This is a genomic window from Faecalibacterium sp. I4-3-84, from assembly GCF_023347255.1.
Classification (GTDB): domain Bacteria; phylum Bacillota; class Clostridia; order Oscillospirales; family Ruminococcaceae; genus Faecalibacterium; species Faecalibacterium taiwanense.
In genome coordinates this window covers 1,397,885-1,422,214 of record NZ_CP094466.1, presented here as the reverse complement: position 1 = coordinate 1,422,214, position 24,330 = coordinate 1,397,885, and the positions used below count along the sequence as shown (strand labels likewise).

Here is a 24,330-nt window from a genome sequence, read left to right as displayed (position 1 = left end):
CAGACCGTTCATCAAGAGCAATCTTGCTGGGCGGTCTTTTTGTTTGGAGGTGATGCCTATTCCGTGTCCGCATTTCAAAATCACCATCGTCAAGCGCAGCCAAGGGCAGTCCGCTGTTGCCGGGGCTGCTTATCAGAGCGGCGAACGGCTGTTCAGTGAATACGACCAGAAAACGAAATTCTACAACAAGGTGAAAGAACTTGTCCACGCCGAGATCATGCTGCCGTCCCATGCGCCGCCCGGATATGCAGACCGTGCCACGCTCTGGAATGCCGTGGAAGCTGTGGAAAACCAGTGGAACTCCCAGCTTGCCCGCCGCATCGTGCTGGCGTTCCCGGTGGAAGTTCCGAAAGAGCAGTATTGAAAATTACGAGATTCTGTACCGGGGCAATCTCCCGGAGGGAAAGCACAGCGTTCCGCAGGCAGAGCTGCTGGAGCAACTGTACCAGAAATTCAACTGCGCCAGCCCGACGGATTACCATGGGCACAGCCTGTCGGTCAGCGATGTGATCATGCTGAATCAGGACGGGAAAATCTCGGCGCACTATGTGGACAGCATCGGCTTCAAGGAACTGCCGGGGTTTCTGGATAAAAAGCCGAAACGCCCTTCGGTGCTGATGAATCTCAAAGAGAAGTGCGATGCCCCGGAGTGTAATCCCACCGTCTGCCGGAAAGCGAGGGATGAACATGAACTTTAACCATGAAGAACTCATGCTGATGATGCTTTACAGCACCGGCACCCGGCTGGGGCTTATCCATGAACTGCGGCTGATGCAGTGCTACCTGATGCCGGACGAAACCGCTCTGCGGGAACTGTCGGAGGGCGTTATCGAGAAGCTGAAACTTATGACGGATGCGGATTTTGCAGAGGTTGAATTTCCACTCAACTGATTTTGCCGCCTGCGGGCGGCGTACATAGGGTTTCAACCATTCCTTTTTCAGGATGTTCATAATTCTTCCGTTGCTATGAGATACAAAATGAGCTATACTTATATAAAAAGAAGCAATTGGAAGGAGGCTGCTTTATGAGTGAACGTCAGATCAGCATTGCTGATATGCAGTGCTGGATTTTTCGTATGGCACAAACAAAATGGAAAATGTCACCCAAAGAATGTGCCGAACTGTTTAAGAAATACGATATTCTCGGATTTATCGATGAATGCTATGAACTTCTTCATGTAAGCAGCTACGCTTGTGCGCTTGAAGATGTCGAAGAGATCCTCAAAGCCAATGGGGTAAATGTATGCAAAAGTTGACAGAAGGGATGCTCCTTTATCATGGGAGTTATACCGAAATATCTGCGATCGATTTGAAATATAGTAAACGCACATTGGATTTTGGCAAGGGTTTTTACCTTACTTCTTCCTATGAACAAGCGTTAAACTATATCCCGTCTGCTGTTAAGAAGAACATTCGTTGGCGAAAACTTCCTGCCGATTTCAAAGTAGAAGACGGTTGTATTTCGGTTTTTCGGTTTCATCCAACACCAGAGTTGTTGGTACACTATTTTGAAACAGCCGATCTTGATTGGCTTCATTTTATTTCGGCAAATCGAGACGATTCACTGTTTCAATCTCTCCTGAAAGAATACAGTTCCTATGATATCATTGGTGGAAAAGTCGCAGACGATAGTACGGCGGCAACCTTGAATTCTTATATCACAGGCGAGTATGGAAACCCCGGCTCCGAACGAGCGGACAACTTTACGATTAGTCAGCTTCTGCCAGAACGTTTGACTGATCAATTTTGCTTCCGAACAGAAGTTTCCATAGGCACACTTGAGTTTGTAGGGAGTGAACGCTATGGCGATGTCTATCAATCCGATTTCCGATAAAAGAAAAAACGCTTGTGCTGTAAATTTAATGCGCAGTATGCTGGTAAAATATGCGCAAAAGCATGGTATTCCTTTCGAGGATGCAATGCTTCAATTCACAGAATCGGCCACATACGAAGCACTGTTTGATTTTGACACAGCAGTTTGGAAAGAGGGTCCCGATTATCTTCTGGATGTTTATGAAGAGGAGCGGGCTTTAAACCAAAATCCGAGGGCATGATTAGCTTTTTTCGTTTATAAATGTATCCCCAAAGCGGATGGCTTATATGGTCATCCGCTATTTTTATACATTGAACCGGATTTTCCCCCGGACTGATCTTTGCCGCCTGCGGGCGGCGTACATATTCTCTTTTACAATGGAGTTCAGTGTGGTATACTGAACGTAGCAAGTTAGAATTTTAGGAGGTATAAAAATGGGGCTTTTACGTGACCTTTTTAAGAGTAGCTTTCAAAAGTGGATTGAAAACGCTTCCTATGAAGATTTAGCTGAAGCGTATGAACAAGCTCGGCAACAATGGCTGAAAAAAGGCGGTGGCGATAAAACACAAAGAATGTATCGTCTTGATGCCGAAATGTCCAAGCGAACTGCGGAAAAATGGAAAAACGACCCCAGACGTAATAAAGATCCAAACTTTCGTTGGACAGATGCCAATCGTTGGGACTAGTATCTGATAAATTTCAGGTAGTTGATGATTGCCAAACAGGATATTGTCATAGGCCATGCATCGCCTTTTCCATTGTAAATCACATCCTTCATCAAGCCGTTCGTGGTATATTGGCCGTTCAGCGTTGCCTCATTTATTGCAGATGTATTTTCATAGCTTTGTTTCAATAAAAGGAGGCTTTTTATAATGGATGATTTTCCGCCGCTGTTCACACCGCACAGAATCGTCAGCGGCTTTATGGAGAGCTCTTCCAGCGTGTCGAATGCCTTGAATTTTTCAAGCGAGATTTCTCTTAGCATGTCGCTTCCTCCTCGGTTTTGCTTATGACAGGTAAATGGGCAGCATCAAATTTGGCCTTGCCTGCCGTTCTTTGCCTTTTAATGCTTTGCCCAGTTGATTTCCTCCGTCCGGTAGGAATACTTGTGGTAATACGCACTGATGGCTGCGCCCACAGCCACAGAATTATCCCTTTTGCTTCCCGGAATGATGGTGCACCGGGAGCCGGAATACGAAAGCGAATTGCCGCTTTTCAGAATATTCATGCTGTTCCAGATCTCCGGCACACAGTCATAAAGTCTGCCGGTCAGGATCAGGACCTCGGGGTTGAACAGATTGATGATGGTGCCCACCATAAACCCGATATACTGCTTCAGGAGCTTAAAATTCCATTCGTTCTGCGCAAAGGTATGCAAACGCTCCCGATCCGTTTTCTGCTTGAACACCTCCAGATTCTCGGATTCAAACACGCGGGCACGTATCAGCGATTCCAAACAGGTCTTTTGGCAGAACGGGCAGCGGCATCCGGAAAGTGGGATCTTATCTTCCGGAATTGCAGCAGCCTGAGCTTGGTCTGTGCACTCACTCTTCAAACGCTGAAGCGAGAAGTCCGGGGAAAGGATATGACCGATCTCTCCAAAAAATCCATTGTTTCCCCGCAGCAGCCGCCCGGCCATGCAGCCGCTCAGGCCGATGCCGGTGCCGTGGTAGACGCAGAGAATGTTCTGCGATTCCGCAAGGCTTCTACGTACAGGGTCAGTTGCATGGAATAGTTGTTCTTTCTCATGCAAAAAGCCAGCTTCGGCATTGTGGCAAAGCTCCACTCTGACATCCAGGCTCTCCAGCAGTGTGCGGACATCTGCACACAGCAGGCTGTCCAGATTTTTCTCGTTCAGACATGGAATATTGGGGCAGGCGCAGATTTGTTTTTTTTGTGTATCGACCGCTCCGGGGAACGCGATCCCGATCCCAACCAGCGGGAGCGCCGGGTTTGAAGTATCCTCTGAGGCTCTTGCCGTTTGCAGGAATGCGAGCAGGACATTGTTCAATGTTTCTGCCAGCTTTTCCAAATCCTGCGATGAATTCAGGCAAATGTAGTCCTCCTCTGCTTCCTTTGGCTCCTTTCGCGCACTCAGCAGATCCCGATCCAGCAGGCTTCCCAGTCCCAGTTCCCGCAGTCTTTTTCTTGGAACCGGTTGAAAGGCAAAATCCACCAAGCTCACTTTGATCTCACGCGTACCAACGGCAATGCCCAGCATATATCCCACGGTCGGTAAAAGCGACAGGTCGTCTTTTGCCAGGTAATTTCTGTTCCGCAACTCCTCGCACAGCCTGCTGACTGTCGGCCAAGAGAATCCCGATGCTTCGGAAAGCTTTGTTTTATCGGCTGTCTGCTGCCGTCGGATCTCATCGAGCAGCCGGTAGTTGTTTTCCGACAGAAGTGCTTCCTGCTTTTCCTTTTCAGCCATATAGAGATCTCCTCCATAAAAATAGTATAATAATATAAAATAAAGGAGGAAGCGGCAAGTACACCGTTGTGCTTTGCCGCCCCTCCCAATCAATGCTATCTATCAAATCAACTTGTCATGTAGGCTACTGCCATAGGAAGAATCTTCTCCAGGATCGTCACGCAAGCTGCAACCGCCTCAGGCTTGTCCAGAATCACCACAGTAATCACGACCATGGCCAAGATAACACCCACCACCAAGAGTGCCATTTTAAGCACTTCCTTCATCTCTTTCATTTTGGTGATCGGAGGCTGTTTGGTTTTCTTACGGTTTTTCTCCTTTTGTTTGCCGTTGGACTTCTTGTTCTTCTTCATAGGACAGCTCCTTTTCTCTGCCATTCGTACAAAAAGCACGAATGTGGGTGGCTCGCAGTTGCTGGATCCACAGCCCAGCCTGACGAGGTTTGACCTTACGGTCGGACCCATAATGATATCCCAATTTCAGAGCATCATTGGGATATTATAACAGATAAAGTCGTAGCGGTGGAATTCTATATGTTTGTTTTGCCTCTCTCTTCTATGTGTGCATTATAACACAATCAGTTCAACATGTCAATGCTCTTTTGTATAGTATGTCTTAATTTAGGGGGCCGAGTGTTTATAAAGCCTTTATACCATTGCATCTGCACTCTTTATAGCAAAAAATCGAGGAGCCATTCAAAGCTCCTCGATTTTTTGCTGCCGTCATATAAAATTATAGTTCACTGTTCAAGAAAATCTCCCATCATTTCCTCATAAATCGAGAGGACACCTTCTTTTGCGGTTGGCCTCCAGTCCAAAACGCGAATCGCCGCTGTGTCCAGATCCATATGCAGTGTTCCCAGGCACTCCTTATTCTCCTGCACATCGTACTGCACAGCCAGCCCATATTTATCTGCAACACTCTCTGCTATTTCTGCAATAGAACAATAGGTATCTTCATCCGCAACGTTATAAATTTTTCCGGCAGTGTCCTTGGTCAAAATGGGCAGAATGGCTGTTGCCGCATCCTCTGTTGACAGATAGCTCCTACTCGTCTCAACGCACGTTTTCAGCACGATTGGTTTGTTATCTTTTATAAATTGCTTGAAAGATAGATAAAGCCCTCAACTCTTTTCTCCTTTGCCAGCTCCAGCAGCTTTATCGTACCTTCCAATGCAGTTTTCAAGGTCTCGACTGCCTGCTACATGTAAAAATTCCGAAATCTTATACACGTGAATCTAGTCGGCGGTCATGTTCATAGAAATAAAAACGAATGAAGTAACATAGCAAACCTATCAAAAGACAACCTAGAGTTAAAAGTGGGGCCGAAAAATGTATAAGTACAATATTTCCCCAGAAGTTATTAAGAACAAGACCCACCAGGAATGGGATAGGAGGAATGCCGATGAATGAAAAAGTGATGGTATCGCCGGAGATCCAGAGTGAAGCAGTTGTCCTGCCGCAGATCGTTAGCATCAAACAGGCTAGTCAGCGTATGGGCTTGCCCGAATATTACATCCGCCGCCTGTGCCGGGAAGTTCCGGGCATGGCTTTCCAGTCGGGCATCAAATGGTATATCAACCTTGGAAAGATGGCCGACTACTTCAACGGTGGAACGACAACTTCTTGATTTGTCAAGGATGTGGGTGCGAACTGCGACATCCTAAAAATTAACCGCCTGAACTGCTATACTCATCGTGACAGAGATAACCACCACACAGAAAGGACGGTAAATATATGGCATCCATTAAGCTGATCGAACCCAAAAAGAAACCCCGGTATTACCAAATCACCGCAAATGTTCTGGTGAACGGCAAAATCGAACGCCGCTATGGTCGGTTCGATTTTGACCCCACCGAACTGAAAAACGCTCGTGCACGCAACGCTGCTGCGAATGCTGCCGCCGCTGAATTTGAGCGGCAGGAACAGGAAAAGGCCGATAAAGAAGCCAGCAACGCAGGAAAGACCTTTGCAGTAGTGGCGCAGGAGTACATAGAATCCAAAAAGGCAAGACTTGCTCCTTCTGCTCGCTTAGAGGGCGATTATGACAGCCATCGCAATAAGGCGAACACAACGAGGGGGAAAGAAAACTACCTTCGGAAGATTCATCAATTCCCTGAGTTTGCACAGAAGCCTGTTGGTTCCATCAAAAAGGTGGATTGTGATTGGGTTCTGGAACAGATCGAAATTGGCGGCGCACGGAGCCGCACCCATGCTGTTATCAATCAGCGTGGTCTGGAGATGAAAAAGGAATCTTGCCCGAAGTTGGCTAAGAGGTGCGATTGCGGAGCAAAAACCATCGAAAAGGCATTTCGCAGCGAAGTAGTCGATATTAAAACTGCAGAACAGGTGGCGATTGCGCTGGGCTGTAAAGTGGACGATGCTTTTGATGTGGAAATCATCGCAAAACCTATGACCCGAAAGAGCATGAGAGAATATGCTCTGTTCATTCGTTCCACACTGGAATATGCGGATGAAAATTATGGCGTGAAGAATCCCATGCACAAAATTCCTGCACTGGGAAGCCGGAGCAGGTCGGTAGACACCATTAAGAAGCACCAGATCAAGCAGCTTCAGGATACCTTAAAGGAAAGCTCGATGCTGGAACAGGTAATCGTTCTGTCCTTGCTCAATTCCGGTGTGCGCCGTGGCGAACTGGCTGGACTAACATGGAAAGATGTCAACTTTGAAGAATGCACCATACATATTTCTAAGTCGCTTCTGGTATTCAAAGACTATGGCTACCAGTTGACCACGACAAAGGAAAGCAACATCCGCGATGTGGACGTTGCACCGGAGTACATGGACTTCCTCAAAGAATATTATAAGTATTGGAAGTCTCAGAAAAAATTGATGGGAGGGAGTTGGCAGAAAAGTCTGGATAAGAAAAGCAGCAAGTATGCACCCTCACTCCTTGCCCTTCGGGGAACGGACTTCGTGATCTGCAACGACCACGGTTTTCCTATCAACCCGGACAGCTACGGCGCACTGGTTCGCAGGATCGGACAGCGGGCAGGTATTGAAGGGCTGCATCCTCATATGTTCCGGCACACTTTTGTAAGCATCCTCTTGTCCAACCCGGAAATCGGTGTGGCAACGGTAGCCGCAGAAGCTGGACACGCTCAGCCCAGTACCACCCTTGCAATCTACACGCAGGTCTATGACAAGCGGCGCAAAGAGATTCGCAACCAGATGAGCAAGGAACTGTACGAATAAGCAAAAAAAAGCACGAAGGCCGAAACCTTCGTGCTTCTTAGTGGAGCATTGTCCACAGCACTCGAACCCAACACTTCCTCACGGGTGACCGTTTTGGCATCATCCGTGAAGTTGAAATTGAGTACGACCCGGTCATCAAAGACGTAGACCGAGTTGACAAAGGTATCAATGATCTGCCGCTGGTGTTCCGTGCTGCCCACGTCACCCTTGCGGAATTTTTCAAGCCAGAACCGAATCCACTCACGGGTCAGGACGGGCTTTTTCAGCTCTTCTTCCAGAATGCTGGTGTTCAGGGCTTCTTTCCGGGCTTCCAGCTCGTCCAACCGCTGCTTGGTGGTCGGGGTCAGGACGCCCTGTTCAATAGCTTCCAGAAGGTTTGCCAGCCGCTTCTCCGTATCACGGAGCTGGTCTTTCAGAATAGGCAGCCGGGTGTTCTCCTTCTGCTGGGCTTCCATGACTAAATCTATCAGCCGTTCGATGATTTCATCGCTGAAAATCACCTTGATGGCAGTCTCCACCACGAACCGTTCCAGCGGCTCTTTGCGGATGGCTTTCAGGTCGCAGTGCGCCTTGCCGTGGCGTTTGGCATTGCCGCACTTGTAGTAATAGTAGGTATTTCCCATGTGGCTGGTGCCGCTCTCGCCGCCCATGAGCGTACCGCACTTGCCACAGAACAGCTTGGTGGTTAGCAGATAGCTCACATCCTCTTTTGCAGGCCGACCGTGGGCGATCCTGTTTTGCTCGAAACGCTGCTGCACCCGGTCGAACAAGTCCTTGTCAACAATGGCCGGAATGCCGCCTGGCGTCACGATGTCCTTGTAGCGGTATTCGCCGATGTAGCGGCGGTTGCGGAAGATCTGGAAGAAGCTGTTCTTCACGAACGGCTTTCCGGTGCGGGTACGCAGGCCGCGCTCGTTCAGGGATGCCGCAATCTTCTCAGCCGGTTCGCCGTCGGCATACCGGGTGAAGATTTCTTGCACGATGGGAGCCGTCTCCGGGTCGATATGGTACAGCCTGTCCTCCTTGCCAATGGTGAAGCCCAGCGGCACCACACCGCCGTTGTACTTGCACTGGAGGGCGTTTTCGCGCTCACCGCGCGCCACTTTCAGGGCGAGTTCGGCGGAATAGTATTCCGCCATGCCAATCAGCATACTCTCCACCATAATGCCTTCAGGCCCCTGCGAGATGGGTTCCATGGCAGACACCAGATGGACACCGTTCTTTTCCAGCTGGTACTTGTAGTTCACGGCATCGAACCGATTCCGGGCAAAGCGGTCGAGCTTCCAGACCAGAACCACATCGAAGATTTTCTTCGCGCTGTCCTTGATCATCCTCTGGAAGTCTGGACGGTCATCCGTCTTGGCAGAGTAGGCACGGTCGATGTAGGTGCCGACCACTGTAATACCGTTCTTCTCGGCGTAGTCCTTGCAGTCGCGCAGTTGTCCTTCAATGGACGCTTCTCGCTGGCTGTCAGATGAATAGCGGGCGTAGATCACGGCGGTCATGGTTGCACCTCCTTGGCGTGTATTCGACTTGCCTTTATAGTATCGGGTCAAGCGCAGCTTGTCAACAATCTGCGAGCAGATTGAAATGTGAAAATTACGAAACGCAGCGAAAAAGGGGAGAGCAAGAATCGTCCCGTGGCCACAAATTTTCAATTTTTGAAAATTTTCTGCCCATCCGGGACTTCACTTCTTCACCTCTTGTGAGTTTCCGAAGTGCTCTTGTTGGGGCGTGCCTGCCCCAAACCCTGCTGGGAACGAGTACGGCAAACTGGAATTGTTTACTTCTTCATCTTAGGCGCAATAAGCAGCACGACTGTCACAAGAACATACAAACCATACAGTAACCAAGTAATGGTATTGTTCCAAGGAAAACTCATTTCTGGATGGTTCACCGCAAACATTATAAATGCAACAGCTATAATCAGCATTACCAAACCGACGATTCTTGATGCGCTCTTTTTCATGTAAATCACCTCGCCAAATTTTGATTTGTTGAACTAAGCCGAGTATACCATACTCTCCAATGAAAGAACACCCCGATATAGTGAAATTTTGCCGTTTTCCTGCGTACGTGCGTACACACTCCACAGGAATTCTAAGGAGCCTGCCCCCTTAGCACACGGACTTTGGAACAAAGTCTAGTGTGTTACACCTTGCCAGAGGTGTACAGGCTCCCGGTACGCACGTACGCAGCAATTGCCCTCAATGCGCCATATAGGTGGCGATCAAGTTCGCACAAAGCGAACTTGATTCCGCAAAGCAAAAGGCAGGATACCACTATCATAGTGATACCCTGCCTTTGCTCGTTTACCGTTCCGAGTAGTCCTTCCGCAGAACCTCCGATAAACAAAAAACGTACCCGAACCCTTTTTCATAAAGAATCGGGTTCGAGTACGAACTGTATGGTGGGCCAGGCAGGACTCGAACCCGCGATAACCCCGTTATGAGCGGGGAGTTCTAACCGACTGAACTACTGGCCCGTATGAAATTTGGACGTACCTGTGAGGGATGTTCAAATGACCCTTCGTAGGTAAAAAGTAGGTGAAACCGCTTTTTTGAAGGCTGAAACTTCAAAAAACAACGGAAAAACGCTGTTTGAAAGAGGTGGAAACGGTAAGGTCTGGCGGTTATGAGCCGCCAGCTCTGACCAACTGAGCTACTAGCCCGCATATTCTGCGCTGCGGCACTTACAAGTATACCAAAAACAGCGCAAAATGAAAAGCATTTACACAAAACTTTATTTGGTGCGGTGGGCATCCAGCTTCTGCTGCATAAAACGATCAAGCATTTCCTGCGGGAACAGCGGTTCCTTGTAGCCAAAGGCCTCGCGGATGAAGATCAGGGTCACTACGGTCTGACGACCGGGGTCCAGCCGGAGGGTATACAGGGTGTCCAGCGGCTGCTGGGTGGGCTGGTGCAGGGTGAGATGCAGCAGAAAGCCGCCGTCCTTTTCCCGGCGGCACTCGTACACGAACTCGTCGGCGTCCCTGTGCTCGTCCAGCCGGTCGAAGCACTCGTCCAGCGGCAGGTCGGTGCGGAACTCCGAAAGGCCGGCGGGGCCGTACTGGCTGCGGCGGGTATTCTCGCGCCGGGACAAAAGAAAAACGATCACGCCAAGCACGGCGGCAAGCAGAACAATGGAAACTGCGGCGTTCATGAAGATCCTCCTGAAGAGTTTTTCTTATTGTAACACAACCCGCATACTTTTGTGCTATAATATTTTTAATTCTTTGAAAATTTTGTCAGGAGCCTGCGCACTGCTGCAGGCGGGAGGAACACAATGAAGCTCAAATTTACACGCAAGACCTGGTACTTTTTCCTGCTGGCGGCAGCGGCAATGTCCATGCTGGGCGGCTTTGCCGTGCTGGGCGGCATGGATTTTTCGGGGCTGGAACTGATCGTGTTCTGCATCACCGGCATTGCAGTGCTGTTTTTGGCCGCACAGAAGGGTGCTCCCGCCAAGGATAAGCGCAGCTACACGCTGGTGTTCGTGCTGCTGATGCTCAGCAAGCTGGCTGCAGGCGGCTGGGCGGGCGACCTGTGCTCGGCACTGGTGTGGCCGGGCCTGCTTGCCATCGAGTACGGCCACGGCAGGCCCATCCAGCGCCCGCTGCAGCTGGTGTGCATCTCGGAAGCGCTGCGGCTTTTGTTCTGGCTGCTGACGAAGTATGCGGGCATGAGCGCCCTTGCCTTCTGGACGAACATCATGTTCGTGCTGCTGGCCTGCGCCCGGGGCTGGGCAGCGCTTGTGCTGTATAAGACCCAGGAGGAAACGCTGTGACTCAGCGGCGCAAGTCCAAAAAAACGGAAGCGGAACCGCGCCGTGTGAACCGGCGCACCTTTCTGGCGGGGGCCGGTACTGCTGCCTGTGTGGGTGCGGGGCTGTGGCTGCGCAGAAAAAAGTTTTCCAAACAGGACAAAACGAAAGCAGAAAAACAGCCTGTTGAGAACCCTGCCCTGCCTGCAGGCGAGTGGCGGGCCGTATGGGTGAGCTATCTGGAATGGACAGCAATGGATTTTTCCTCGGCGGATAGCTTCCGCGCCGGGTGCGTGCAAATGCTGGAAAACTGCGCGGGCCTTGGGCTGAACACGGTGCTTGCGCAGGTGCGGCCCTTCGGGGATGCACTTTACAAAAGCCAGCTGTTCCCGTGGAGCCACCTGTGCACCGGCGTGCAGGGGCAGGACCCCGGTTTTGACCCGCTGGACATCCTTTTGCAGGAGGCCCACGGGCGCGGTCTTTCGGTGGAAGCGTGGCTGAATCCCTACCGGCTGCGGTCCTCTGCAGCCATGCCGCCGAATCTGGCAGAGAACAACCTTGCCAACGCCCACCCGGAATGGGTGTGTGCAGTGGGCGACGGGCTGTATCTGAACCCGGCCGAGCCTGCAGCGGCGGACTATGTGGTGCAGGGCGTGGCCGAGCTTTTGCAGAACTACGCGGTGGACGGCATCCACTTTGACGATTATTTTTACCCTACGACCGAAGAAAGCATCGATGCGGCGCAGTTTGCGGCCAGCGGTGCGGCAGACCTTGCAGCATGGCGGCGGCAGAACGTGACCGCTCTGGTCAAGAAGGTGCACGACACGGTGAAGACTGCAGACCCGACGCTGCGCTTTGGCATCAGTCCGCAGGGGAATCCCGACAACGACCTCAACAGCCAGTACAGCGATGTGACGGCGTGGCTGGCCGCAGGCGGGGAAGAACAGGTGGTGGATTATCTCTGCCCGCAGATCTACTGGGGCTATGGCTACACGCTGCAGAGCGGCAGCACCCGATTTGCCTTTGAGAACATCGTGCCCGCGTGGCTGGCATACCCGCGCGCAGAGGGCGTGTCCCTGTACTTCGGGCTGGGCGCGTACCGCGTGGGCGTAGGTGACGGCGGCGCGAACCCGGACAGCGTGAGCGGCTGGAGCACCGGCGATGCGCTGGCCCGGCAGGTGCAGGACCTGCGCAGCCAGAACGCGGGCGGCTGGGCGCTGTACCGGTACGGCAGTCTGTTTGGTGCGGGCGCACCGGAGCAGGCCGCTGCTGAGTGCGCTGCCCTGCGGGCGGTCACTGGCAAAGAAACGTAAAATCAGGCGGCAAACCGCACAAAACAAAGCTGCCTGTCTTGTGCAGTGCGGCGAAATGCGGTATACTATAGCTGTATCTGCCCGAAAAATGGGCAGAAGGATGAATAGCAAAGAGAAGCGCGTTGCTTCGTGAGGAAACGTATGAAGATGAAAAAAAGGATCATTGCGCTGCTGCTGGCGGTCCTGCTGGCAGTGGGGCTGACCAGCTGCAAGGATGTCCTGAAGGGCATCGTGCACAAGGTGACGGGCACCTCGGACGAGGTGCAGGAGGAGGACACCACCCGCTGGGCAGATGCGACCGCCGACCCGCTGATCATTCAGGGGATCGCAGACTCCTCGGCCAAGTTTGCCACGGCCACGGCGGATGGCTGCCTGTATGCAGTGTTCAACGGCATCTGGAGCCGCCAGACCAGCTACTTTACCGTGCCCTCCGGCACGCTGAGCATTATGGGCTGCGGCACGGCTGAGGGCACCCAGCGGTTCAAGGTGGCCGTGTGGAAAAAGGTGGACGGCGGCGCAGAATATGTGACCGACAGCACCTATTATATCCATACCGACGGCACCGACTACCGCTGCACCATCTCCGGGCTGGACCCGGCGGCGCAGTACCGTGTGACCATCTCCTATGACTCCAGCAAGTACTACCTGTACGGCCTGCTGAAGGTGGAGGGCATTGGCTGATGAACACACAAACCAAGAACTCTCTGCTTTTGCTGCTGTGCTCCCTTATTTGGGGCACAGCCTTTGTGGCCCAGAGCGCCGGTTCCGGCATGGGAGCCTACAGCTTTCTGGCCGGGCGCAGCTGGCTGGCTGTACTGGTGCTGATCCCCACGGTGATGGTGTTTGATGCCATCCACCGCAAAAGCGGCACCGATGCAAAGCCCAAAACTGCTGCCGAGAAGAAAAAGCTGCTGGCGGCAGGCTTTGTGTGCGGCACCCTTCTGTTTGCTGCTTCCGCTGCACAGCAGATCGGCATTACCATCAATCCGTCCACGGCAAAGGCCGGCTTCCTGACCGCCATGTACGTGGTGCTGGTGCCGGTGTTCGGCCTGTTTCTGGGCCGGAAGGGCAGTGCGCAGCTGTGGGTGAGCATGGTGGTAGCCGTGCTGGGCCTGTATCTGCTGTGCATGAAAAACGGCTTTGGCAGCATCGAGTCCAGCGACTGGCTCCTGCTGAGCTGCGCAGTGCTGTTCAGCTTCCAGATCATTGCGGTGGACCACTTTTCCCCGCAGGTGGACGGCGTGCGGCTGAGCCTTGCCGAGTTTCTGGTGGTGTCGGTGGAAAGCACCGCTGCGGCCCTGCTGTTCGAGACACCTTCCGCAGCACAGTTCGCGGAGAATGCGCTGCCGATCCTCTACTGCGGCATCATGTCCAGCGGCGTGGCCTACACCCTGCAAATTCTGGGCCAGCGGGACCTGAACCCCGCCATTGCCAGCCTGATCATGTGTCTGGAAAGCGTGTTTAGTGCGCTGGGCGGCTGGCTGCTGCTGCACCAGAACCTTTCTGCCCGGGAAGTCTTTGGCTGCGTGCTGATCTTTGCTGCCGTGGTGCTGGCCCAGCTTCCGCTGGAAATGCTGCACCGGGCAAAAAAGACTACCTGACCTCATGGCGGGCAGAAAGCAGGAGACACAGCTGCGCACGGCAGGCGGCATCCAATACGAGCTGACCCGCAAACGGGTCAAGAACCTGAACATCCGTGTGCGGGAGGATGGCACCGTGGCGGTGAGCATCCCCCTGCGGACGAGCGCAGAAGCGGCAGACCGCTTTGTGGCCGCACGCGCCGACTGGGTGCAGCAGGCCCGGGAACGTGCCATGCGGCGCGCAGCGCAGGAAGCGCGGTCTCTGCCGGATAAGGAAACAGCGCTGGCCTATTTTACGGCCATGAGCGATAAGGTCTACCCGGCCTTTGCCGGAGTGCTGGGCGGGCACAAGCCTGTTATCAAAGTGCGCAGCATGACCAGCCGGTGGGGCGTGTGCTTTATGGCAAAGCGGCAGATCACCTTTGCGCTGCAGCTGTATCATATGCCCCCGGCGGCGCAGATCTATGTGGTAGTGCATGAGTACTGCCACTTTTTGCAGCCCAACCACAGCCCGGCGTTCTGGGCCGAGGTGGCAAAGCTGCTGCCGGACTGGAAAGCCCGGCGGGCGCTTTTAAAGTGACTAAATAGTGGGAAAGCGGATGCGGGCGGTCACAGACCGGCCCGCATCCGAATTGTAAAACAGGAGGGAAGTTCCCTTGGAAAACGAAAAAAAGTCCGGCGATAAATATTCAAAGCTTGCCGGCAACACATTGATCTTTGCCATTTCCAGCTTTTCGTCAAAGCTGCTCACCCTGATCGTCCAGCCGTTCCTGACCTATGCAATGGCGGAGATCTCCGATCTGGGCCTTTCCAAGATCCTGAGCCAGTACGCGAACCTGCTCATCCCGTTCGTGTCCATGGGCATGTCCAACGCCATCATCCGCTTTGGTCTGGACAAGGGCAACAGCGAAAAACAGGTGTTCACCAACGGCCTGCTGACCATTCTGGGCGGCTTTGGCATTCTGGTGCTGTGCTGGCCCATTGCGCAGTTTCTGCCCGATATGGCACAGTACGGCCTGCTCATTTACATCTATGTGCTCATGAGCTGCCTGCGCACCCTGTGCACCCAGTTCGTGCGCAGCCGCCAGTGGAACAAGCTGGTGGCCGTGGACGGCGTGCTGTGCACCGTGGCCACCATGGCTTTCTACGTGCTGTATCTGGTGGGCTTCAAGTGGGGTGCCAACGGCTACCTGCTGGCCATCATCAGCGGCGACCTTGCCAGTGTGCTGTTCCTGATGTTCACCGGCAAGCTGTGGAACTACGTGGAGCTGAAGGGCATCAACAAGGATCTGTGGAAGCAGATGCTGCGCTTCTCGCTGCCCATGATCCCGGCACAGATCAGCTTCTGGATCATCAACGCATCCGACCTGTTCTTTGTGCGTGAGATGTGCAACGGCCTGGACGGCCGCGACGGCAATGCATGGAGCGGCCTGCTTTCCACCGGCTATTTCCTGCCCACCATCCTTACTACGCTGGGCCTGATCTTCTACGATGCATGGCAGCTTTCCGCTGTGACCGAGGAAGAGGGCCGCGCAAAGTTCTTTACCAAAATTTTCCGCACCTATTCCAGTGTGCTGTTCTGCTGCGCAGCCGGTATCATCTGGCTGTGCCGCCCGGTGATGCACATTATGAAGTCCAACTACTACTACGCATGGCACTTTGTGCCGTTCCTTGTGCTGGCTTCCACCTGCAGCTGCTTCAACCAGTTCATGAACAGCGTGTACGTGGTGAATAAAAAATCCACCCGCAGCATGATCACCATGATGGCGGGTGCTGTGAGCAACTGCATCATGAACTACTTCTTCATCAAGTGGTGGGGACCTGTGGGCGCTACCTATGCGTCCTTCCTTGGCCTTGCGCTGGTGTTCACCCTGCGTGCCATCGATGCCCACCGCATGATCGGGATGCAGGTACATCCTGGCCGCGTGCTGGTGGACGCCGCCGCGCTGGTGATCGAAGCCTTTGTGCTGCTGGCCGAAACGCCGCTCTATGGCCTGTGGACCGGCATCATCACGGCGCTGATCATCCTGTACAACTTTGCCGGTGTGTGGGCCATGGCCCGTGTCCTGCTGCCCAGGCTTCTGGGCCGCCGCGGCAAGGCACTGGTAAATGTGATCGACGGCTGGATCGCACCCAAGAAAGCATAACAGCATAACTGAAAATAAACGCAGAAAGTCCCCAGAACGCTGGTTCCGGGGACTTTTTCAGCAATCGGGAAAACTTTCAGTGCCGGGCATTTTTGCCGGTCAGGCTGGCAAAAGCGCCGCCAGTCATTAGGGCAAAAAAGTACCGCCATTCCTCAGAATGACGGTAAAACGGATGCGGCAGATCAGGCAAGATGCTTTTCCAGCCAGCTGCCGATATCTTCAAACACTTCCATATGGTTCGTTTCCACCAGCAGTTCATGCCGGGCACCGGGGTACAGCTTGCACTCAATGTTCTGCACACCGGCATCTTTCAGGCTCTGGATGGCGCGCTGCACGCCTTTGCCCTGTTCGCCCACCGGGTCGGCATCGCCAGCCAAGAACAGCAGCGGCAGGCCTTTGGGCATCTTTGCAAGGAAGGCCGGGTCGTGCAGGCGCAGGATGCCGCTGAACATGCTGTAGTAGGCGTTCAGCGTGAAGGTAAAGGTGCAGCGTTCGTCGGCCAGATATTTGTCCACCTCGGCCTGATCGCGGTTGAGCCAGTCGTGGGTGGTGCGGCCCTCCAGCCCTTTGTTGTAGCCCATAAAGGACATGTTGGCCACGAACTTGCTGCGGTACTGCCAGCCATGAAAGACCGCCAGCACCCGGCAGAGGGTCTTGGCAAACTGCACCAGCGCCTTGGGCTGGAAGCCGGTGCCCATGATGATGGCTCCGTCCAGCTCATGGCCGTATTCGCACAAATACTGCCGGGCATAGAACGAACCCATGCTGTGCCCCAGCAGAAAATAAGGCACGCCCGGGTACAGCTCTTTGGTGCGCACGGTCATGGCGTGCAGGTCGGCCAGAACGGCGCGGTTGCCGTCCGGCTCGGCAAAGTAGCCGTAGTCCGCTTTGGTGCGGATGGAGCCGCCGTGGCCCAAATGGTCGTGGCCGGTAACAAGGATGCCCCGCCCGGCCAGATATTCCGCCAGCGGCTTGTAGCGGTCAATAAATTCCACCATGCCGTGGGACAGCTGCAGAACCGCCTTTACTTCACCCTCCGGCACACAGCGGAAGGCATGCAAAGTCCGCCCCGGCACAGTGGACGGGACGGTGAAATCGATCATCTGGCTCATAGCAGAGCCTCCTTTTTGTGTGTTTTACAGTGCACCGATCTTGCGGCGGCAGGCCGGGCAGATGCAGTAGCCCGCAAACTGCACCGAAGACTCATCCACCTCGCCGCAGAAATCGCAGCTGCCGGCGGGCCGATGCTTTTTGAGCACGATGGAGTCGCCATCCACAAAGATCTCCAGCTTGGTGTCAGTGTCCAGATGCATACTGGTGCGCAGCTCCTTGGGCAGAACGATGCGGCCCAGCGCGTCGATGCCGCGGACGATACCGGTACTTTTCATAGTATACCAATCTCCTTCATTCATTTTCCTGTAGCAGCCAATCCATGACACAACAGGAAAATTGTTCCAATCTCGATATGCTCAGTATACAAAAAATAACAGCGTTCGTCAATGATTGCGTGACATTTCGACAAAAAACACCCTTCTATGCAACTTCTTCCGGCTTGTTCTCCACACGGGCGCTGGTGCGTCCCTCGGGACGGATCTCTCCAGCGGCAGTCAGTGCGATCTTGGTCAGCGTGGGGCCTGCCAGCTCATACACCAGCACCGAGAACAGCACCACTATACTATCCGCCCAGATAAAAAGCAACCGGAATATGGAGACCCGGCAAAGAGCTCCGGTCGGGCAAATAAAAGAAACTCCTTCCGTCATCGCTGCGCGATGCCACCTCCCTCACGGAGGGAGGCTCTGGCGAGAAGGAGAAGTGTTCCATTCTGCCAAAGGCTCCCTCTTTGAGGAAGCTGGCACGGCGTAAGACGTGACGGAAGGAGTAAATTCCAAAGAATCAGTTGAACTTGAAGACCTTGCGCAGCTGGCGGTACACGCTCAGAGTGAGCTTGTCGCCGCCGGGGAACTTCAGGTCGGTCAGACCGCCCAGATTGTAGCGCACGGCACGGTAAACACCGGTGCTTACATGATCCTTGAGGTACTGCCACAGCCCGGTGCGCTTGGCCTTTGCCTCGTCGCTGCCGTCCAGCAGCAGGAAGATGTCGCTCACGGCCATCATCACGGACAGATAGTGCACCATGTAGGCGTGCAGACGTCTCTGATCCTTCAGTTCATCCAGATCCTGACAGTCGATCATGTGTTTGGTGACCCGCAGCTGCTGATCCACCCGCTTGACCATGATGCTCTCGTTCACGCTCTGGTCGGCACGGCCGATGAAGTAGCGGTACAGATCCAGATCCATGTAGTACATGCTCTTGACATAGGGCAGGGGCTGGTAGACAAAAATGTTGTCCACATAGAAGGTGTGCTTGGGCAGCACCATGCCGCACTTGCGCAGCACCTCGGTGCGATACATCACCGAGTGCATCAGGATGTTCTGATCCGGGCGGAAGTGGCCCACATGGGTCCAGTTGAACAGGCGGTTCTGCGGGAACACGTTGGTGTAGCGCACGGTCAGGGTGGTGTTGTCCTCCACATGCTCGTACACATAGTTGCAGATCATCATGTCAGGCGCGGTGCCGCGGGCCACCAGAGTGGTCAGGCGGGCCAGAACCTTTTTCAGGGCATCGGTGTCCAGCCAGTCGTCGCTGTCCACTACCTTATAGTACAGGCCGGTGGCGTTGCGGATGCCCTGATTCACACCCTCGCCGTGGCCGCCGTTTTCCTGATGGATGGCCTTGACGATGGTGGGGTACTTGGCGGCATATTCATCACAGATGGCCGGGGTGTCGTCCTTTACGGAACCGTCGTCCACCAGAATGATCTCGGCCTGCTCTCCGGCAGAAAGCAGGGTCTCGACACAATGACGCATATATGCCGCCGAGTTGTAGCACGGAACGGCAAAGGTGATGAGTTTCTGCTGCATAAGATGATTGCTCCTTTTTCTATCAATAGTCGGCGCACAAAAAACCGCCGAACATGGAGTTATGTGCTCCTATTATATCATTTTCGCACCTGAAAAGCTATCGTTTGTAAAAAAATCCTTTTGACATTTCGTGCTTTTTGCCGAAAAAACGGCTCTGCACCTGCGCAAAAGCCCGGCTTTTGTGGTATACTGATAGGGTTTTGAAGACATTGCGCAGAAAAAACCTATTCTATGATACGGAGGGACCCATGGAAAACCCGCACTCGATCTTAAAAAAGGTATTCGGCTACGACAGCTTCCGCCCCGGGCAGGAGGAAATCGTCAGCCGCCTGCTGGCCGGGCAGGATGTGCTGGCCGTGATGCCCACCGGTGCGGGTAAATCCATCTGCTATCAGGTGCCGGCGCTGCTGCTGCCGGGCATTACCATCGTGGTGTCGCCGCTGGTCAGCCTGATGAAGGATCAGGTGGGGGCGCTGGTGCAGGCGGGCGTGGCGGCGGCGTTTCTGAACAACAGCCTCACCGACAACCAGAAGGCCTTGATGCTGCGCCGCGCCCGGGAGGGCTGGTACAAGATCATCTATGTGGCACCGGAACGGCTGGAGATGCCGGGTTTCCAGCGGTTTGCACAGGAGCGGGAGATCAGCATGGTGACGGTGGACGAGGCCCACTGCATCAGCCAGTGGGGGCAGGACTTCCGGCCCAGCTACCTGCGCATCAAAGCCTTTGTGGACAGCCTGCCCAGCCGTCCGGTGGTGGGCGCATTCACGGCCACGGCCACCGCCCATGTGCGGGATGATATCCGGGAACAGCTGGCCTTGCAGAAGCCCTATGAGGTGACCACCAGCTTTGACCGTCCCAACCTCTATTTCGAGACCCGGCGCGCTCTGCCCAGCCAGAAGCCGAAGGAGCTGCTGGATCTTGTGCTGAAAGAGGGCAGCAACGCGGGCATCGTCTACTGCAGCACCACAAAGCAGGTGGATGAGACTGCCCGCCTGCTGCAGAGCCGGGGCATCCGGGCTGCGGCCTACCATGCCAAGCTGGATGCGGACACCCGGCGGAAGAATCAGGACGATTTCCTCTACGACCGGGTGCAGATCATGGTAGCCACCAATGCCTTCGGCATGGGCATCGACAAGCCCAACGTGCGGTTCGTGATCCACTACAATATGCCCAAGGATCTGGAAAGTTATTATCAGGAAGCAGGCCGTGCAGGCCGCGATGGACAGCCCGCCCGGTGCACGCTGCTCTATTCCGGCACCGATGTGCGCACCATCCGCTTCTTTATTGAAAAGGAGATGGAGGCAGACAACGGCCTGCCCGCCGATGTAAAGGCCGAAGCGGCCCGCAAGGCCGAGGAACGGCTCAAGTACATGACATTTTATTCCACCACGCAGGACTGTCTGCGGGGATTTCTGCTGCACTATTTCGGCGAAGCTGCACCAAAGAAATGCGGCAACTGCTCCTGCTGTCTGGCCGCAGAGCAGGAAGCGCAGCTGCAGGTGGAGTATTCCCGGCGGCGCGCGGCGGATAATGCCCGCCGCCTGACCGAGAAGCCGCGCCGCACAAAGGCGGTGGCAGGCGAGCTGAGCGAGTTTGACGAAAAGCTGCTGAATGCCCTCTATGCGCAGCGCAAGCGGCTGGCCGGAAAGCAGAATATCCCGGCCTTTATGGTGTTCAGCGATGCCACCCTGCGGGAAATGGTGGAGAAGAAGCCGCTGAGCACCGATGAACTGCTGAATATCAGCGGTGTGGGCGAGAAGAAAGCCGCCCGCTACGGCAATGCCTTCCTGCGCATCATCGAGGATGCCGTGGGCAGCAGAGAGTAAAACAAAAAAGAAAGCGTCCAGTTTTCCACACGTTCCGTTCAGGAAGTGGAAAACCGGACGCTCTTTTCTGTTATGTTTATTTTTCCATAGTATGGGTGGCGAACACCTTTTCGTCCTCCCACCACACGGGCTGACCGGCGGCAAGGGTCTTTTTCACATCCAGCAGACGCTGGTTGCTGCTGCCGCGGAACCGCAGGGAGATATCGTGCTTTGCCTGCACGAACTCGCCGTCCACCAGCACATCCAGCAGGCTCAGCAGCTCGTCGGTGGCTTCACACCGGGCAAGGCTTGGCTCTTTGCCGGTCAGCTGTTCCCAGGTGTAGCCGGAATAGCACCATACCGTTTTATTCGGGTACAGGGCCTTGAAATTGCGCACGAAGGGCAGCAACTCCCGCTGATTTTCCGGCTCCATGGGTTCGCCGCCCAGCAGCGATAGGCCCGCGATATAGTCCGGCTGGCAGGAAGCAAACACTTCGTTGCGGGTGGCTTTATCGAAGGGCTGGCCGTAATGGAAATCCCACGCCACGGCGTTGAAGCACCCCGGGCAGTGGTGGCGGCAGCCGGACACGAACACGCTGGTGCGCACCCCCGGGCCGTTGGCAATGTCATAGTATTTGATGGTTGCGTAGTTCATAATATGATTCCTGTACTTTACAAAGAAATGGAAGCCTGCCGCTGTGGCCCTTCCGGTGAAAATACGTTTGGAGCGGCCCGCAGGCCGCTCCAAACGTGAAATAGAAAAATTTTCCGCTGTTATGCCCAGAGCGAAGCGGAGGGCATTTGAATCGTAATTACAGATGCAGCACGCGGTCCTTGATCTCCTGCGTGCGGCCCTGATTCCAGAATTGGGTGCCGATATAGCCACAGGTGCGGCGGGCAACGTTCAGCTTGTTCTGGTCGCGGTTGCCGCACTTGGGGCACTCCCACACCAGCTTGCCGTCATCCTCCACGATCTTGATCTCGCCGTCATAGCCGCACACCTGACAGTAATCCGACTTGGTGTTCAACTCCGCATACATGATGTTGTCGTAGATGAACTGCAGCACGCTCATGACGGCTTCCAGATTGTCCTGCATGTTGGGCACTTCCACATAGCTGATGGCACCGCCCGGGGACAGGCGCTGGAAGTCGGATTCAAACTTCAGCTTGGTGAAGGCATCGATCTGCTCCGACACATGCACATGGTAGCTGTTGGTGATATAGTTCTTGTCGGTAATACCGGGCACGATGCCAAACCGCTTCTGCAGGCACTTGGCGAACTTGTAGGTGGTGGATTCCAGCGGGGTGCCATAGAGGGAGTAGTCGATGTTCTCGGCCTTTTTCCATGCGTTGCACTTGTCGTTCATGTGCTGCATCACGCTCAGAGCAAAGGGCTTGGCACCGGCATCGGTGTGGCTCTTGCCGGTCATATACTTCACGCACTCATACAGACCGGCATAGCCCAGACTGATGGTGGAGTAGCCGCCGAACAGCAGCTTGTCGATCTTTTCGCCCTTCTTCAGGCGAGCCAGTGCACCATACTGCCACAGAATGGGAGCGGCATCGCTGGGAGTGCCCAGCAGTCGCTTGTGCCGTGCCTGCAGTGCGCGGTGGCACAGGGCCAGACGCTCGTCGAAGATCTTCCAGAACTTCTCAAAGTTGCCCTTGGAGGAGAGTGCCACATCCACCAGATTGATGGTGACAACGCCCTGATTGAACCGGCCGTAGTACTTGGGCTTGCCGGTCTCGGGGTCCACATAGGGGGTCAGGAAGCTGCGGCAGCCCATGCAGGTGTAGCAGTGGCCTTCGCCGTTTTTGTCCACCTTGAGCTCCAGCATCTTCTTTTCGGAGATATAGTCGGGCACCATGCGCTTTGCAGTGCACTTTGCGGCCAGCTCGGTCAGATAATAGTAGGGAGTGCCGGGGCGGATGTTGTCCTCTTCCAACACATAGATCAGCTTGGGGAAGGCGGGGGTGATCCACACACCGGCCTCGTTCTTCACGCCCTGATAGCGCTGGCGGATGGTCTCCTCAATGATGATGGCAAGGTCTGCCTTCTCCTGCGGATTGCGCGCCTCACCCAGATACATGAACACGGTGATAAAGGGGGCCTGACCATTGGTGGTCATCAGCGTGACCACCTGATACTGGATGGTCTGCACACCGCGGTTGATCTCGCTGCGCAGGCGGCGCTCTACGATCTCCTTCTTGCGCTCAGCAGAAACGTCCAGACCGGCCATTTCCACTTCTACCTCAGCGGCGATCTTCTTGCGGGAGACATCCACAAAGGGGGCGAGGTGGGTCAGGCTGATGCTCTGGCCGCCGTACTGGTTGGATGCCACCTGTGCAATGATCTGGGTGGCGATGTTGCAGGCGGTGGAGAAGCTGTGAGGCTTTTCAATATAGGTGCCGGAAATGACGGTGCCGTTCTGCAGCATGTCCTCCAGATTCACCAGATCGCAGTTGTGCATGTGCTGGGCAAAGTAGTCGGAATCGTGGAAGTGGATCAGGCCCTCCTGATGGGCCTTGACGATCTCCGGGTCCAGCAGCAGACGGGCGGTCAGATCTTTGGAGATCTCACCGGCCATATAGTCACGCTGTACGCTGTTCACGGTGGGGTTCTTGTTGGCGTTCTCCTGCTTGACCTCTTCGTTCTGACACTCGATCAGGCTCAGGATGCGCTCATCGGTGGTGTTGGTCTGGCGCTTCAGGCTCTGCACATAGCGGTAGGTGATGTAGTGCCGGGCCACATCATGTGCCTTGATGTCCATGAGCTGGTTCTCCACCATATCCTGCACTTCTTCCACGCTGACGGCGCGGTTCAGCGCCTGACACTGGTCGGTAACAGCAGCGGCGATCTGGGTGATCTGGTCCTTGGTCAGACGGCTCTGGCCGCTCACAGAATCACTGGCCTTAGTAACAGCGGTGATGATCTTGGTGATATCAAAGGGGACCTCTGCACCGTTGCGTTTGATGATCTTCATCGGCTCTCCTCCTTAACAAATAAAGCACAGTGTGAACGGGTATCTCTTACAATAAGAGATGCCCGTTTTGCGCACACGATATCCAACAAACTGAATGTAGCTCTATTCTATCACTATCTAGTGGCAAGTCAAGGAAAATACCACTACATTTTGCGTTTTGGAGTTTTAGCCAAAATTCATGGATAATTTTCAGGATAAAATCTGAGCCAAGACCTCTTGACAACGCACACCCGTTTCCGAGGTGTAATATCGCAAAATATTATACGGCGAAAGCTTATAATACATTATATAAGCAAAAAGAAAAGGCATTTGTGCCAAGCTGTACCAAAGCAGCTGCGGCGCATATACCTCACGGTC

28 protein-coding genes, 1 tRNA gene and 1 pseudogene are annotated in these 24,330 nt (G+C 54.2%); 16 read left to right on the top strand and 14 right to left on the bottom strand.

What is annotated here, in order from left to right; all coding sequences use genetic code 11:
- Positions 1 to 58: 58 nt before the first annotated feature.
- From MTP41_RS07090 to MTP41_RS07060, 7 genes and pseudogenes are all read left to right on the top strand, one after another.
- Positions 59 to 361 (top strand): annotated as a pseudogene (locus MTP41_RS07090) (MobA/MobL family protein); the annotation flags it as partial.
- Positions 246 to 698, top strand: a complete 453-nt coding sequence (locus MTP41_RS07085; RefSeq protein ID WP_143405483.1) for a YodL domain-containing protein — start codon at positions 246 to 248, stop codon at positions 696 to 698. The pseudogene MTP41_RS07090 and the gene MTP41_RS07085, both read left to right, overlap by 116 nt.
- Positions 688 to 891: a transposon-transfer assisting family protein gene (locus MTP41_RS07080; RefSeq protein ID WP_097777112.1), complete on the top strand. Its 204-nt coding sequence runs from the start codon at positions 688 to 690 to the stop codon at positions 889 to 891. Before MTP41_RS07085 ends, MTP41_RS07080 begins: the two co-directional genes overlap by 11 nt.
- A 134-nt stretch (positions 892 to 1,025) precedes the next feature.
- Positions 1,026 to 1,256, top strand: a complete 231-nt coding sequence (locus MTP41_RS07075; RefSeq protein ID WP_097777031.1) for a DUF3791 domain-containing protein — start codon at positions 1,026 to 1,028, stop codon at positions 1,254 to 1,256.
- Positions 1,244 to 1,834: a DUF3990 domain-containing protein gene (locus MTP41_RS07070; protein WP_097777030.1), complete on the top strand. Its 591-nt coding sequence runs from the start codon at positions 1,244 to 1,246 to the stop codon at positions 1,832 to 1,834. Before MTP41_RS07075 ends, MTP41_RS07070 begins: the two co-directional genes overlap by 13 nt.
- Positions 1,803 to 2,054: a BrnT family toxin gene (locus MTP41_RS07065; RefSeq protein WP_143405482.1), complete on the top strand. Its 252-nt coding sequence runs from the start codon at positions 1,803 to 1,805 to the stop codon at positions 2,052 to 2,054. Before MTP41_RS07070 ends, MTP41_RS07065 begins: the two co-directional genes overlap by 32 nt.
- A 193-nt stretch (positions 2,055 to 2,247) precedes the next feature.
- Entirely contained in the window at positions 2,248 to 2,499 is a 252-nt protein-coding gene (locus tag MTP41_RS07060; RefSeq protein ID WP_249236485.1) for a hypothetical protein, read from the top strand.
- Here MTP41_RS07060 and MTP41_RS07055 read toward each other — a convergent pair.
- The 4 genes from MTP41_RS07055 to MTP41_RS07040 form a co-directional block, all read right to left on the bottom strand.
- Positions 2,496 to 2,798 (bottom strand): AAA family ATPase, encoded by a 303-nt coding sequence (locus tag MTP41_RS07055; protein ID WP_097777027.1) that lies wholly within the window; start codon positions 2,796 to 2,798, stop codon positions 2,496 to 2,498. The genes MTP41_RS07060 and MTP41_RS07055 overlap by 4 nt on opposite strands.
- Positions 2,799 to 2,876: 78 nt before the next feature.
- Positions 2,877 to 4,244: an ROK family protein gene (locus MTP41_RS07050; protein WP_097777026.1), complete on the bottom strand. Its 1,368-nt coding sequence runs from the start codon at positions 4,242 to 4,244 to the stop codon at positions 2,877 to 2,879.
- Positions 4,245 to 4,351: 107 nt separating this feature from the next.
- Positions 4,352 to 4,597 carry a hypothetical protein gene (locus tag MTP41_RS07045; protein WP_097777025.1) on the bottom strand — a complete coding sequence of 82 codons (246 nt, stop codon included), beginning with the start codon at positions 4,595 to 4,597 and terminating at the stop codon, positions 4,352 to 4,354.
- 386 nt (positions 4,598 to 4,983) lie between these two features.
- Positions 4,984 to 5,319, bottom strand: coding sequence for an NAD(P)-dependent oxidoreductase (locus MTP41_RS07040; RefSeq protein ID WP_097777024.1), 336 nt, complete (start codon positions 5,317 to 5,319; stop codon positions 4,984 to 4,986).
- A 329-nt stretch (positions 5,320 to 5,648) separates the two neighbouring features.
- Between MTP41_RS07040 and MTP41_RS07035 the strand changes: the two genes are divergently transcribed.
- Together MTP41_RS07035 and MTP41_RS07030 are read left to right on the top strand one after the other, a co-directional pair.
- On the top strand, positions 5,649 to 5,873 hold the full coding sequence (locus MTP41_RS07035) for a hypothetical protein (RefSeq protein ID WP_097777023.1): 225 nt from the start codon (positions 5,649 to 5,651) through the stop codon (positions 5,871 to 5,873).
- 107 nt (positions 5,874 to 5,980) lie between these two features.
- Complete coding sequence (locus tag MTP41_RS07030; RefSeq protein WP_097777022.1) at positions 5,981 to 7,459, top strand: tyrosine-type recombinase/integrase; 1,479 nt, start codon at positions 5,981 to 5,983, stop codon at positions 7,457 to 7,459.
- Here MTP41_RS07030 and MTP41_RS07025 read toward each other — a convergent pair.
- From MTP41_RS07025 to MTP41_RS07010, 4 genes are all read right to left on the bottom strand, one after another.
- Positions 7,402 to 8,964, bottom strand: a complete 1,563-nt coding sequence (locus MTP41_RS07025; protein WP_249236484.1) for a recombinase family protein — start codon at positions 8,962 to 8,964, stop codon at positions 7,402 to 7,404. The genes MTP41_RS07030 and MTP41_RS07025 overlap by 58 nt on opposite strands.
- A gap of 278 nt (positions 8,965 to 9,242) precedes the next feature.
- Positions 9,243 to 9,428 (bottom strand): hypothetical protein, encoded by a 186-nt coding sequence (locus MTP41_RS07020; protein WP_005943483.1) that lies wholly within the window; start codon positions 9,426 to 9,428, stop codon positions 9,243 to 9,245.
- A gap of 439 nt (positions 9,429 to 9,867) precedes the next feature.
- A tRNA-Ile gene (locus tag MTP41_RS07015) sits at positions 9,868 to 9,944 on the bottom strand.
- Between the two features lie 257 nt (positions 9,945 to 10,201).
- Positions 10,202 to 10,621, bottom strand: coding sequence for a hypothetical protein (locus tag MTP41_RS07010; RefSeq protein WP_044953353.1), 420 nt, complete (start codon positions 10,619 to 10,621; stop codon positions 10,202 to 10,204).
- A gap of 123 nt (positions 10,622 to 10,744) precedes the next feature.
- Here MTP41_RS07010 and MTP41_RS07005 point away from each other — a divergent pair, with 123 nt between their 5' ends.
- The 6 genes from MTP41_RS07005 to MTP41_RS06980 all read left to right on the top strand — a co-directional run bounded on the left by MTP41_RS07005 (position 10,745) and on the right by MTP41_RS06980 (position 16,261).
- Positions 10,745 to 11,245, top strand: coding sequence for a hypothetical protein (locus MTP41_RS07005; protein WP_005938897.1), 501 nt, complete (start codon positions 10,745 to 10,747; stop codon positions 11,243 to 11,245).
- Entirely contained in the window at positions 11,242 to 12,534 is a 1,293-nt protein-coding gene (locus MTP41_RS07000; protein WP_249236483.1) for a glycoside hydrolase family 10 protein, read from the top strand. Before MTP41_RS07005 ends, MTP41_RS07000 begins: the two co-directional genes overlap by 4 nt.
- A 147-nt stretch (positions 12,535 to 12,681) precedes the next feature.
- Positions 12,682 to 13,215 carry a hypothetical protein gene (locus MTP41_RS06995; RefSeq protein ID WP_249236482.1) on the top strand — a complete coding sequence of 178 codons (534 nt, stop codon included), beginning with the start codon at positions 12,682 to 12,684 and terminating at the stop codon, positions 13,213 to 13,215.
- Positions 13,215 to 14,135: a DMT family transporter gene (locus MTP41_RS06990; protein WP_249236481.1), complete on the top strand. Its 921-nt coding sequence runs from the start codon at positions 13,215 to 13,217 to the stop codon at positions 14,133 to 14,135. Before MTP41_RS06995 ends, MTP41_RS06990 begins: the two co-directional genes overlap by 1 nt.
- Positions 14,136 to 14,139: 4 nt before the next feature.
- The gene (locus MTP41_RS06985; protein ID WP_097774138.1) at positions 14,140 to 14,694 is read left to right on the top strand and encodes a M48 family metallopeptidase; all 555 of its coding nucleotides are present in this window, start codon (positions 14,140 to 14,142) and stop codon (positions 14,692 to 14,694) included.
- A gap of 76 nt (positions 14,695 to 14,770) precedes the next feature.
- Complete coding sequence (locus MTP41_RS06980) at positions 14,771 to 16,261, top strand: lipopolysaccharide biosynthesis protein (protein ID WP_249236480.1); 1,491 nt, start codon at positions 14,771 to 14,773, stop codon at positions 16,259 to 16,261.
- 182 nt (positions 16,262 to 16,443) lie between these two features.
- Here MTP41_RS06980 and MTP41_RS06975 read toward each other — a convergent pair whose 3' ends face one another.
- From MTP41_RS06975 to MTP41_RS06960, 4 genes are all read right to left on the bottom strand, one after another.
- The gene (locus tag MTP41_RS06975; protein WP_249236479.1) at positions 16,444 to 17,373 is read right to left on the bottom strand and encodes an alpha/beta fold hydrolase; all 930 of its coding nucleotides are present in this window, start codon (positions 17,371 to 17,373) and stop codon (positions 16,444 to 16,446) included.
- Positions 17,374 to 17,397: 24 nt separating this feature from the next.
- On the bottom strand, positions 17,398 to 17,649 hold the full coding sequence (locus MTP41_RS06970) for an AbrB/MazE/SpoVT family DNA-binding domain-containing protein (protein ID WP_005938917.1): 252 nt from the start codon (positions 17,647 to 17,649) through the stop codon (positions 17,398 to 17,400).
- Between the two features lie 145 nt (positions 17,650 to 17,794).
- Entirely contained in the window at positions 17,795 to 17,932 is a 138-nt protein-coding gene (locus MTP41_RS06965) for a hypothetical protein (RefSeq protein ID WP_243111473.1), read from the bottom strand.
- 223 nt (positions 17,933 to 18,155) lie between these two features.
- Complete coding sequence (locus tag MTP41_RS06960; protein ID WP_249236478.1) at positions 18,156 to 19,184, bottom strand: glycosyltransferase family 2 protein; 1,029 nt, start codon at positions 19,182 to 19,184, stop codon at positions 18,156 to 18,158.
- A 248-nt stretch (positions 19,185 to 19,432) separates the two neighbouring features.
- Between MTP41_RS06960 and MTP41_RS06955 the strand changes: the two genes are divergently transcribed.
- Positions 19,433 to 21,010 (top strand): RecQ family ATP-dependent DNA helicase, encoded by a 1,578-nt coding sequence (locus tag MTP41_RS06955; protein WP_249236477.1) that lies wholly within the window; start codon positions 19,433 to 19,435, stop codon positions 21,008 to 21,010.
- A 76-nt stretch (positions 21,011 to 21,086) separates the two neighbouring features.
- On the opposite strand, the gene nrdG is transcribed toward MTP41_RS06955, so the two are convergent.
- The gene (nrdG, locus tag MTP41_RS06950; RefSeq protein WP_249236476.1) at positions 21,087 to 21,644 is read right to left on the bottom strand and encodes an anaerobic ribonucleoside-triphosphate reductase activating protein; all 558 of its coding nucleotides are present in this window, start codon (positions 21,642 to 21,644) and stop codon (positions 21,087 to 21,089) included.
- Positions 21,645 to 21,801: 157 nt separating this feature from the next.
- Positions 21,802 to 23,973 (bottom strand): anaerobic ribonucleoside-triphosphate reductase, encoded by a 2,172-nt coding sequence (gene nrdD / locus MTP41_RS06945; protein WP_118528344.1) that lies wholly within the window; start codon positions 23,971 to 23,973, stop codon positions 21,802 to 21,804.
- Between the last annotated feature and the right edge of the window lie 357 nt (positions 23,974 to 24,330).